At 64.7% G+C, this 10,369-nt stretch carries 7 protein-coding genes and 1 tRNA gene; 5 read left to right on the top strand and 3 right to left on the bottom strand.

Annotated elements, in window-relative coordinates; translation table 11 throughout:
- Positions 1-411 (bottom strand): L-threonylcarbamoyladenylate synthase (locus tag B2Y21_RS05150; RefSeq protein WP_292057622.1); only part of this gene is annotated, 411 nt, incomplete at its 3' end.
- Between the two features lie 137 nt (positions 412-548).
- Here B2Y21_RS05150 and B2Y21_RS05145 point away from each other — a divergent pair.
- Both B2Y21_RS05145 and B2Y21_RS05140 read left to right on the top strand, forming a co-directional pair.
- On the top strand, positions 549-2,333 hold the full coding sequence (locus tag B2Y21_RS05145) for an acyl-CoA dehydrogenase (RefSeq protein ID WP_292057618.1): 1,785 nt from the start codon (positions 549-551) through the stop codon (positions 2,331-2,333).
- Between the two features lie 67 nt (positions 2,334-2,400).
- Positions 2,401-3,264 (top strand): hypothetical protein, encoded by an 864-nt coding sequence (locus B2Y21_RS05140; protein WP_292057615.1) that lies wholly within the window; start codon positions 2,401-2,403, stop codon positions 3,262-3,264.
- On the opposite strand, the gene B2Y21_RS05135 is transcribed toward B2Y21_RS05140, so the two are convergent.
- Positions 3,249-4,052 (bottom strand): trypsin-like serine peptidase, encoded by an 804-nt coding sequence (locus B2Y21_RS05135; RefSeq protein WP_292057613.1) that lies wholly within the window; start codon positions 4,050-4,052, stop codon positions 3,249-3,251. The two genes, B2Y21_RS05140 and B2Y21_RS05135, sit on opposite strands and share 16 nt — an antisense overlap.
- Before the next feature lie 73 nt (positions 4,053-4,125).
- On the opposite strand from B2Y21_RS05135, the gene B2Y21_RS05130 reads away from it, so the two are divergent.
- The 3 genes from B2Y21_RS05130 to B2Y21_RS05120 all read left to right on the top strand — a co-directional run bounded on the left by B2Y21_RS05130 (position 4,126) and on the right by B2Y21_RS05120 (position 7,022).
- A complete protein-coding gene (locus B2Y21_RS05130; RefSeq protein ID WP_292057610.1) occupies positions 4,126-6,303 on the top strand; it encodes a S9 family peptidase in 2,178 nt (725 codons plus the stop codon).
- Positions 6,300-6,842 (top strand): GNAT family N-acetyltransferase, encoded by a 543-nt coding sequence (locus B2Y21_RS05125; RefSeq protein WP_292057609.1) that lies wholly within the window; start codon positions 6,300-6,302, stop codon positions 6,840-6,842. The genes B2Y21_RS05130 and B2Y21_RS05125 overlap by 4 nt, the downstream gene beginning before the upstream one ends.
- Before the next feature lie 103 nt (positions 6,843-6,945).
- Positions 6,946-7,022 (top strand) — tRNA-Asp (locus B2Y21_RS05120).
- Positions 7,023-7,343: 321 nt separating this feature from the next.
- Here the strand turns inward: B2Y21_RS05120 and B2Y21_RS05115 are convergent.
- Positions 7,344-10,244 (bottom strand): TonB-dependent receptor domain-containing protein, encoded by a 2,901-nt coding sequence (locus B2Y21_RS05115; protein WP_292057607.1) that lies wholly within the window; start codon positions 10,242-10,244, stop codon positions 7,344-7,346.
- Positions 10,245-10,369: the final 125 nt, after the last annotated feature.

Raw genomic sequence — 10,369 nt, 5'->3', positions numbered from 1 at the left:
GACGACCGGCTCGCCGAACGCGGCGATGACCGCCCGCGCGCGCGGCTGGCCCGGCACGCGCACGGCCACGCTGTCCAGCCCCGCCCGCGCCAGATCGCACACCCGCTCGCGATCGCGCACCGGGGCCACAATGGTCAGCGGCCCGGGCCAGAAGGCCTCGGCCAGAGCCCGCGCCTTGGCGTCGAATACGGCGATCGCCTCAGCGTCCACGGCGTTGGCGACATGGGCGATCAAAGGATTGAAGCGCGGCCGTCCCTTGGCCTCGAAGATTCGCGCCACCGCCTGCGGGTTGGAGGCGTCCGCCGCCAGCCCATAGACCGTCTCGGTGGGCAGGATGACCAGACGCCCCGTTTTCAGCGCCTCGGCGGCGATTTCGGGGCTGTCGCCCCTGGCGGCTCGGTCGGCGGGCACGGTCGGCCTTTCCTTACGCGGCGTCAGCCGTTCAAACAGAGGGCCACAGTGCGCGGAATCTCGACCAAAGTCCAAGCAGGCTTGCGCCCAAGGGCGCGGCGGCCGACAGAAGCGCAACGTCTTTCTGAGGATAACCGATGAGCTACCGCGCCCCCGTCCGTGACATCGCCTTCGCCCTCGACGCCGTGGCCGGGATCGGCCAGGTGGCGGCGACCGGCGCCTTTCCCGATTACGACGCCGATGTCGCCTCGGCCGTGCTGGACGCCGCCGGTCAGTTTTCCGAAGAGGTTCTGGCCCCGCTGAACCGCCCCGGCGATCAGGCGGGCGCCAAATACGCCAACGGCGCCGTGACGGCCGCCCCCGGCTTCGCCGACGCCTATCAGCAGTTCGCGGCGGGCGGCTGGACCAGCCTAACCGCCTCGGTCGAGGCCGGCGGACAGGCCCTGCCCAAGGCGCTGGAGCTGGCGGCCTATGAGACCGTCCACGCCGCCAACATGGCCTTCGGCCTGTGCCCCATGCTGTCGCTGGCCTCCATCGAGGCGCTGGAGCAGGTCGGCAACGAACATCAGAAGGCGACCTATCTGCCCAAGCTGGTCTCGGGCGAATGGACCGGCGCCATGGTGCTGACCGAACCGCACGCCGGGTCCGACCTGGGCGCCCTGACGGCGACGGCGGTTCCCAACGGCGACGGAACCTACGCCCTGACCGGCCAGAAGATCTTCATCACCTGGGGTGATCACGACGCCACGGACAACATCGTCCACCTGGTGCTGGCCCGCCTGCCCGACGCGCCTGCGGGGCCCAAGGGCATCAGCCTGTTCCTGACGCCCAAGTTCGCGGTCAACGCCGACGGCTCATTGGGCGAGCGCAACGCCTTCCGCCCGGTCGGCGTCGAGCACAAGCTGGGCATCCACGCCTCGCCCACCTGCGTCATGAGCTATGAGGGCGCCCGCGCTGAACTGGTCGGACAGCCGAACCAGGGTCTGGCCCATATGTTCGTCATGATGAACGCCGCCCGCCTAGCCGTCGGCGTCGAGGGCGTCGGCGTCGCCGAGCGCGCCTATCAGCACGCCCTGGCCTATGCGCTGGAGCGCCGTCAGGGTCGCAGCGTCTGGACCGGCGAGAAGGACGCCCCGATCTTCGATCACCCCGACGTTCGCCGGATGCTGTCGGTGATGAAGGCCAAGGTCGCCGCCGCGCGCGCCATCTGCCTGTCGACCGGCATCGCCGCCGACCTGGCCCGCCACGCCGCCACCGAAGAAGAGCGCAAGGCATGGAAGGGTCGTGAAGACCTGTTCACCCCGATCGCCAAGGCCTGGTCCACCGACGTCGGCTGCGAAGTCGCCTCGCTGGGCGTTCAGGTCCACGGCGGCATGGGCTTCATCGAGGAGACCGGCGCCGCTCAATACTATCGTGACGCCCGCATCACCCCGATCTACGAAGGCACCAACGGCATTCAGGCGATGGATCTGGTGGGCCGCAAGCTGTCGATGGACGGCGGCGAATCGGCCAAGGCCCTGATCGCCGAGATGAAGGCCACGCTGGCCCAGATCGACCGCCTCTATACCGGCAAGCCGGTCGAGCGTTTCGCCACCGCCATCGAGGCGGTCAAGGACGCCACCCTGTGGCTGCTGGACGCCAAGTCGGACCCGGCCCGCGCGGCCGATGTGCTGGCCGGCGCCGACGCCTATCTGAAGCTGATGGGCGACGTGGTCGGCGGCTGGATGCTGGCCAAGGGCGCTCTTGCCGCCAAGGCGAAGCTGGACGCCAATGACGGCGACGCCGTGTGGCTGCAGGGCAAACTGGACCTCTATGAAGTCTACGCCGCCAACGTCCTGGGCCACGTCTCCAGCCGTTTGGCCGCCGTCGGCCAGGGCGGCGACCTGCTGCAAAGGATGAGCGTCGACGCCCTGGCGGGCTGATCCCCTCGCCAAGACTATTCAAACGATAAGGCCTCCTGCATCCTGCGATGCAGGAGGCTCTTTTTAGATGATCTTGCCAACCATAATCCTCACGTCCGGTCTTGCCTTGGCTCAGGCCTCCGACAAAACAGAGCGGCAACCCGAAACCCCCCGCGTATCCTGGTCCGTTCTCCCGGCGCCGACCGAGACTGATTTTCCCGAGACGCTGCAATCCCTCGGCCTGACCGGCAAGGCCGTGGTCATCTGCGTGGCCGACGCCGAAGGCCGTGCGCGCGAATGTGTCGTAAAGGCACGTCCAGCTGGCCTTGGCCTGGAACAACACGCCGTCGAAGTGGTCAAGCGCGGCCGCATCAAGGCGAACTGGCCCGGCGACACGCCCGAGAATCTGAGCTTTTCGGTCAGACTGCCTTTTGGTTCGGACATGATCCCCCTGCTGCAGCCGGCGGATAGCTGGACGGGACCGACTCCCACCCCGGAGCAGGTCGAACTGGCGACCCGGACATCGGATGAAATCAGCGCTATGCGTAAGGAAGAGCCCAGCGACGACCTCATTCCCCCCGCTCTCGAGGCGGCTCTGGCTACAGAGGTGGAGCCCGAAAAGGCGGCCTTTATCCGCAGGCTCTACCAGGAACACGGCATTTCCACGCGACAGGCGCGCGCCCTGAATATCCGTATGATGGCCCGGATGATCGCCCTAACCGAAACCTCGCGGCCTCTCGAATTCGCCTTATATTTCGATGAGCCGGAGATACAGGAATTGATGCGCGACGCGGAGGCTGGCGAAGGCGTCCTCGCCTCTGCCTGGCGTATTCAAGCAGACTATTGCGCGCGCTTTGACTGCGGGGCGGACTACCCCGAAGAGCCCGACACCCCGGAGCATTGGCGACTGCGCGACGACGAGCCGTTTCCGACGCGTCAACCCGCCGACTGATCCAGCAGGGCGATGGCCTCGCGCACATATTGGGCGTGGGCGACGACGCCCAGGTCCATGCCTTCGCCGCCGCCCTGCACTTCTTGAACCAGCACTCCCGCTATGAAGGGATGCTCCGGCACGGGCGCCCCCGGCACGCGGCGCGCAGCTGGCGTCCAGAAGACCGGGCCGCCGGAATTGCCCTGGGCGACCACGAAGTCGAGCAGGAAGATCGGGAAGTGCCGGATCGGCGTCAGCGGCCATGAGCTGATCCGACCCAGGCGCAGGATCGGAAAGCCCGCCCGATTGGCCGACAGGCCATGCGGATAGCCCAGCGCCAGCAGTTCGTCCCCCGGCCCCATGCGCCAGCGATCGAAGGCCTCAGCGTCAGCCAACCATCCCGCAGGGATGGCCGCCTGGGCGAAGGCGGACGGCGCCGTGATCTCCATCACCGCCACGTCACGTTCCGGGTGCGCGGTCCACAGCGGCGCACCGCCGGCGTCGCGGATCGCCAGGGTTCCCGGCGTGAACTTCCAGGCGCCGTCCGCCTCGGCCGTGCGCCAGCCGATCCGCGCCTCATTGCCGGGCATGACGTCAAGCACGTGTTGCGCCGTCACCAGCACCACGCGCGGCGCGCCGTCAGGCCGGGGCGCGGCGATCAGAAAGCCCGTGCCGACCTTCCTCTGGCCGTTGCTGATGGCCTGATCCAGTTGCACGGTGGCGTTGATCACCCCGACCGTCAGATCCCATTCGGGCGGCGGGGCGGCGACGACGGCGGGTTGTTCGGGCGGAAGATCCTGAATGATCATGACGCCATTTGACGCCGAGCGTCGCCGGGCACAAGGTCCGGCTCAAATCATATTCCAGGGGGAAGCCCACGCCATGAACCGCCGTGAACTGATCGCCTCGACCGCCGCCGTCGGCTTGGTCGCCGCCTCCCCCGCCCTTGCCCGCCAGAGTACCGGAGCCTCGATGTCCAAACCCACGCCGCCCGTCGCCAAGAAAGTCCCCGTCCGCATCGAGCAGTTGGGCCGCGTCCGCGTCGACGACTATCAGTGGATGAAGGACGACAACTGGCAGGCCGTGCTGCGTGACCCGTCGCTGATCAAGGCCGACGTCAAGGAGCACCTGACCGCCGAGAACGCCTATCGCGAGGCCATGATGGCCTCGACCCTGCCGCTTCAGGCGCAGATGTTCGAGGAGATGAAGGGCCGCATCAAGGAGGACGACAGCTCCGTCCCCGCCGCCGACGGACCGTGGGAATATTACGTCCGCTACAACACCGGCGACCAGCACCCGCTCTATTGCCGTCGCCCGCGCGGTAAGACTGATGGCGAGACCATCCTTCTGGACTGCAACAAGCTGGCCGAGGGCAAGGCCTATTCGGAAGTCTCTGCGACCGAACACAGCCCCGACCACGCCCTGTTCGGCTATGCCGAGGACGCTCAAGGGTCCGAAGTCTACAAGATCTATGTGAAGGATCTGGCCACCGGCGAGGTGCTGCCCAACCCGATCGAATCTGCCAGCGCCAACTTCACCTTCTCACCCGACAGCCAGTGGATCTTCTGGACCAACCGCGACGACAACGGCCGCCCGGACAAGATCTTCCGTCGCCCGGCGCGCGGCGGCGAAACCGCCCTGGTCAATGAAGAAGCCGACGAGGGCATGTTCCAGGGCGTCGGCCGCACCGCCGACGACGCCTTCATCGTCATCTCCATCGGCAACCAGGAAACCTCGGAAAGCCGCATCATCCCGGCTTCCAACCCCACGGCCGCGCCCGTGGTGGCCGAGCCGCGCCATGTGGGCCGCCTGTATGACCTGGACCACTGGGGCGACCGCTGGGTGATCCGCACCAACGCCGACGACGCCATCGACTTCAAGGTCGTCGAAGCGCCCACCGCGACCCCCGCCAAGGCGAACTGGAAAGACCTGATCGCCCACGCGCCGGGCCGCTTCATCGAGGGCGTGGCCCTGGTGAAGGACTATCTGGGCCGCCAGGAACGCGCCGACGCCAATACGAAGATCGTTATCCGCGATCGCGCCGGCGCCGAGCATGAGATCGCCGTGGACGAGCCCGCCTACGCCCTGTCGCTGGGCGGCGCGTCGGAGTTCGACACCACGGTCATGCGCTATGGCTACAACTCGCCGTCCACGCCGACGTCCACCTATGACTACGATCTGAAGACGCGGGAACGCACCCTGCGCAAGGTTCAGGAAATCCCCTCGGGCCACAATCCGGCGGACTATGTGGTCGAGCGGCTGAACGCCCCCGCCGCTGACGGCGAACTAGTCCCGGTGACGGTGCTGCGCCGCAAGGACACGCCGGTCGACGGCTCGGCGCCCCTGCTGCTCTACGGCTACGGCTCCTACGGCATCCCGATGGCGGCTAGTTTCGCGACCAACCGACTGTCGCTGGTCGATCGCGGCTTCATCTACGCCATCGCCCACATCCGCGGCGGTTCGGACAAGGGCTGGAACTGGTTCCTGACCGCCCGGCGCTTCACCAAGAAGAACACCTTCACCGACTTCATCGCCGCCGCTGACCACCTGATTGCGCAGAATTACACCAAGGCCGGCAACATCGTCGCCGAGGGCCGCTCGGCGGGCGGCCTGCTGATGGGCGCCGTCACCAATATGCGGCCGGACTTGTGGGCCGGCGTGATCGGCGGCGTGCCCTTCGTCGACGTCATCAACACCATGAGCGACACCAGCCTGCCCCTGACCCCGCCGGAATGGCCTGAATGGGGCAATCCGCTCGAGGACGCGGCCGCCTACGACTACATGCTGAGCTACAGCCCCTACGACCAGATCGAATCCAAACCCTATCCGGCCCTGCTGGCGACCGGCGGTCTATCCGATCCGCGTGTCACCTATTGGGAGCCGGAGAAGTGGGTCGCCAAGCTGCGACCGGCTTCGACCTCCGGCAAGCCGGTGCTGCTCAAGATCAATATGGAGGCGGGTCACTTCGCCTCGTCGGGCCGCTTCGACTATCTGAAGGACATCGCCCATGACTACGCCTTCGCCGTCTGGGCGGTCGAGAAGGGCTGGGAGAAGGCGTGATCGTCCGGCCGTTCTCGGAGGCCGACCTGGCGGCCGTGACGGCCATCTACGCCGACAGCGTGCTGCACGGCACGGGGACGTTCGAACTGGACGTCCCCTCAGCCGGCGAGATGCGCGCTCGACTGGCCGCGCCGGCCGCGCTGGGCCTGCCTGTCCTGGTCGCCGAGATCGATGGAGCGGTCGCGGGCTACGCCTATGCCGCCCCCTATCGTCTGCGCGCGGCCTATCGCTTCATGGTCGAGGATTCGATCTACGTCGCCGAAGCGTTTCGCGGACGGGGCGTCGGCAAGGCGCTGCTGCACGCCCTGCTCAGCGCCTGCGAGGCCCTGGGCATGCGTCAGATGGTGGCGGTGATCGGCGACAGCGCCAACACAGGCTCCATCGCCCTGCATGAAGCGGCGGGCTTTGCCCACGTCGGCGCCTTCCGCGACGCCGGGTGGAAGTTCGACGGCTGGCGCGACGTCGTCTTCATGCAGAAGGCGCTCGGCGTCGGCGGCGCGGCTCCACCCAACGCCGACGGCCTGGATTGCGGCCGCTAGAGTCTGAATTCGCAGATTTTTTAGCAAAAGCGCCACAATGCGCTTGACCGAAAGCGCGTCGAACCGTATTCGCCCCTCCTCTCCTCCTCGCGGGGAGAGAAACGCGGGTGTAGCTCAGTTGGTTAGAGTGCCGGCCTGTCACGCCGGAGGTCGCGGGTTCGAGCCCCGTCACTCGCGCCACTCCTTCTCAGAAATGAGGGAGTGGCGCGCCACCGCTCTCCATACTCCGATAATTTAGATTGAACGCAGGCGCCGTCGTCGTGCGCGCCATACACTACGCTCAACAAGTTGCTTCATACCCGCCGCGCCGCATGGCGTCGTGTTGCGCAGCAAATTCCCGGCCAAGCACCGGCGCGATCAGACCACCACATCCCAGCAAGCCGTCAGGGCCTGCTCACGCCCAGAGGCTACAGCCCCTTTCTGGTCGCAACTTGAATAGCATCCAAAGAAATGGGCGGCGGATCCATGACCCGCCGCCCATCCCTACTCAAACCGCTTGGCTTAGAAGCGAGCGGTCAGGCCGACAAAGTAGCGGCGGCCGAGCACGTCGTAGGTCGACGGATCGGTGTTCGCCTGCACGCCCGGATCCCAGACGCGCGGCTGCTGATCGCCGACGTTGTTCACGCCCGCACGCAGCGAGACCGTGTCGTTGAGAGCCCAGCTGCCCATCAGGTCGAAGTAGTGAGTCGCATCGAGCTTCTCGTCCGAACCGTAGATGGTCATCTCGCCAACCCGGCGCCAACGCGCCGTGGCCGAGAACGGCCCCTTGGCCCAATCGACCGACGCCAGCGACTTCCACTCAGGGAAGGTGTTGCCGAAATCGTCCGAGATGGTGCCCTTGCGGTCCGTGAACGCGCCGCCGGCGACGACGCTGTCTTCACGCTCGGCCAGCCAGCTGACCACAGCGTTGAAGTTCAGCGTGCCCCAATCCGGAGCGCCCAGGTCCATCAGGTCGAAGCGCCAGTCGAACTGGGCGTCGACGCCGGCCGTCTTCAGAACGCCCAGGTTCTCCAGGTTGGAGGTGGCGTTGAAAATAGCGCCGCTCAACGGGTTACGGTCGAACATCTGGCAGTAAGAATTGTTCGGATCGTAGGTCGGGTTCTCACCCGCACCGTTGAAGCACCCCTTCAGCATGTCAGCGGCCGAGATGCTGGAGATCACGTCTTCGATTTCGATGTTATAGTAATCGATCGCGAACGACATATTCGAGAACAGCGCCGACTCGAAGCGCGGCTGATAGACAACACCAAACGACCAAGTGTCAGCTGTCTCTTCTGACAGCCCAGGATTCCCGCCTTCCTTGCCAGCAACTTGATTGTCAACGTAAACGAAGTTGTCAGGGTTAGCGATACCTTGAGCGATACACAGCTGCTTCACCTGAGCGGCGTTCGGGCCCTTCATATAGAACCCGTTACTGTCGCAAGGATCGCCACCGGGGGCCGCAGCATTGGCCTGGCCAATAGCCATGTAGTTCGTGCCCAGCGGCGAATAAAGCTCACCAACCGAAGGTGCACGAACGGCGCGGTTGTAACCACCACGCAGACGCAGACCGTCAATGATGGTCCAATCCAGGTCAGCACGATAGGCTTGGGTGCCGCCGATCGAGCTGTAGTCGGAGTAGCGGTAGCCCAGCGTCATATCCAATTGCTGGATGAACGGCAGGTTCGAGAGCAGCGGTACCAGAGCTTCGCCGAACAGGTCGATCGAGTTGACGCTGCCGTTCACCGACGGCGACGGGTTGAAACCAGCGATCTCAGAGCCGCCGATTTGACCGCCATCCGGCAGACCATCAGCGCCGAGGTGATCCACAGTCGGGTTTTCCTTCCCTAGCGAAGGATCCGTGTCAAAGCGGTAGCTGTTCTCGCGATACTGAACCCCCATGGCGACGCGGACTTCACCAGCCGGCAAGTCGAACGCCTTACCTTGCAGGGTGCCCTCGATCACATTCTGCTCGACCGTAGTCGCCGTGCGCGAGGTACGCCCGATATAGTTAAGGCAGCTAGCTGAAATCGGAGCCAAACCGAAGGGGTTGAAGCCGCCCTCACACAGCATCGTTGCTTCGTCTACGCCATTGCCGGCGCCGCCCCACGGATCATCCAGCAGAGTCTGCACGGACGAGCGCGACACGTTGCCCGTCTGCGTTTCGTTGGCGCTGACGCGGCCGAACGATGCATAGACGTCATAGGTCCAGGAGCTTTGCGGCACCTGACCACGGATACCACCCGTAACCTGGTAGACGTTGTAGTCATAGCTGGCGTGGCGGCCGCCCAAATCCGTGAAGCGCTTGCTCAGCTGGAACGAGGAGTTGGGGTTGGCGCGCGAGTCCAACAGCGCACGCAAGTCCGCACCGATAAACGGGTTGGTTGACGGCACGCGGAAGCCGGTGTTGCTGGAGGCTGGCGTGGCGGCCAGTTCTTGATCCGCAACATACTGGTTGAAGAGGGCATTGCCGTAGAATTCGGCGTTGTCATTCACCTTGTAGCGCGCGCTCGAGTAAACGTTCCAGCGCTCTAACGGGAGCTGCAAGTAATTCAGCGCACCAGTGTTGAACACATAGTTCGAACCCGGGACATGGAAACCATCATACTCAATACCACCCGGGCTCTTGAAGCCCAAGGCGCCTTGGTGTGCAAACAGAGTTCCATCGGCGTTGTAACCAATGGCGCCCGTGTTCTTAGCTTCCTGGCTATTAAAGTACTGTTTAAAGAGAGCGTCGCTCGGCAGATTGTTAGCGTCAAATGTCGTTGAGCCCAGCGGCGTCGTTCCCGAACCACCAGAAATAGCGGCGAATTCTCGATCCCCGTTATAGATCATCGCACGCGTCGAACGGTTGATCGAGATGACCGCATTACCCTTGTCGTCGGCGAAGTTGCCGCCGATGGTCAGGGAGTAGCTTTCGGTCTCGCCGTCATTACGGTCCGTCTGACCGTACTGGGCGTCGATCTGCACGCCTTCGAAGCTGTCGTTGATGATGAAGTTGGCCACGCCGGCGACGGCGTCCGAACCATAGGCCGCCGAAGCGCCGCCCGAGATGGTTTCAACCGACTTGATCAGAGCCGTCGGGATCAGGTTGACGTCAACCGAGCCGTCCGAGTTCGACGGCACCAGGCGACGGCCGTTCATCAGAACCAGGGTGCGCTTGGAACCCAGGCTGCGCAGGTCCAGGTTGGCCTGACCGCCGTTCGACGGGTTGTTCGAGGTCGACGAAACCGACGGCGTGAACTGCGGCATGTCGTTCATCAACGAGTCGATCGTGACAGCGCCCGTCGCTTGGAAATCTTCCGCGCTGACAGTCACGATGGGGCTGCTCGACTTGTAATCTTGGCGGGCGATACGCGACCCGGTGACGACGATGTCGCTAACTTGGCTGACCTGATCGTTTTCCTGGGCCACAGCCGGCATGGCCAGGCCCATAGCGGCCGCACCGGCAATCATAGTCGTAGAAAGCAGACGCTTACGATTTACTGGAAATCGCACTTTTACACCTCCAAATAAGAAGAAGAACCGAACACGACTCCTGTCGGATT

It is taken from the genome of Brevundimonas sp. UBA5936 (genome assembly GCA_002430835.1).
In the GTDB taxonomy this organism is placed as follows: domain Bacteria; phylum Pseudomonadota; class Alphaproteobacteria; order Caulobacterales; family Caulobacteraceae; genus Brevundimonas.
Note: the sequence above shows the minus strand (reverse complement) of the source record. Positions and strands in the feature narration are given on the sequence as shown.

What these genes read in the sequence shown, in the direction of transcription:
- B2Y21_RS05145 (WP_292057618.1), top strand. Translation starts at nt 549, where the DNA reads ATGAGCTACCGCGCCCCCGTCCGTGACATCGCCTTCGCCCTCGACGCC.
- B2Y21_RS05135 (WP_292057613.1), bottom strand. Translation starts at nt 4,052, where the DNA reads ATGATCATTCAGGATCTTCCGCCCGAACAACCCGCCGTCGTCGCCGCC.
- B2Y21_RS05140 (WP_292057615.1), top strand. Translation starts at nt 2,401, where the DNA reads ATGATCTTGCCAACCATAATCCTCACGTCCGGTCTTGCCTTGGCTCAG.
- B2Y21_RS05130 (WP_292057610.1), top strand. Translation starts at nt 4,126, where the DNA reads ATGAACCGCCGTGAACTGATCGCCTCGACCGCCGCCGTCGGCTTGGTC.
- B2Y21_RS05115 (WP_292057607.1), bottom strand. Translation starts at nt 10,244, where the DNA reads ATGCCGGCTGTGGCCCAGGAAAACGATCAGGTCAGCCAAGTTAGCGAC.